Annotated in this window: 1 protein-coding gene; it reads left to right on the plus strand. The window is 75.6% G+C overall.

Annotated elements, in window-relative coordinates; genetic code table 11:
- Positions 1–72 precede the first annotated feature (72 nt).
- Positions 73–574: hypothetical protein (locus IEY99_RS33830; protein WP_229799511.1), on the plus strand; the 502-nt coding region annotated here is incomplete at its 3' end.

The following is a 574-nucleotide window of genomic DNA, read 5'->3' on the forward strand; positions in this document are numbered from 1 at the left end:
GCCAAGCCGCACCCGTCGCCGAGCGTCACTCCCTCCGTCCCGGCCGCGGCTGAGGACGGCACGCACCCGGTCGTGACGGTGCTGCACTTCCTGTTCGCCACCACCGCCGGCCATGTGCTGCTGGTGGCGGCCGGGCTGGCCGTGTTGGCGCTCTACTCGCCGTTCGTCCGCGCGATCCTCGGCCCGATCTGGCGGGCCGCCACCGGAGGTCTGATCTTCGAGACCCCCGGGCCGTGGGACTCGACCTGGTTGTACGCAGCCCCGGAACGCCCGGAGGCGCGGCCCAACTTCCGCGGCGAGCGCTACCCGCGGACCCGCTGGGGCCGGATACCCGGCCACCAGCGCATGGCCGTGCGCTGGGGTGTCGTCGGCTACCTGTGGGCGCTCGTGGCGCACCCGCTGGTCACGCTGTGGGTCAGCGCCGCCGTCGCCGTGGTCATCGTCGTGCGCCGCGTCGTGCACGTCGTGCACGACTGGGGGCTGCGCCGCGCCGCCGGCCTGTTCGCCGCCGGCGCCGCCGGCCTGCTCGGCTACGACAGGCGGGACCCGGCCACCTGGGTGGCCGTGCCCCGCA

This window comes from Couchioplanes azureus (genome assembly GCF_014648355.1).
GTDB lineage: Bacteria > Actinomycetota > Actinomycetes > Mycobacteriales > Micromonosporaceae > Actinoplanes > Actinoplanes azureus.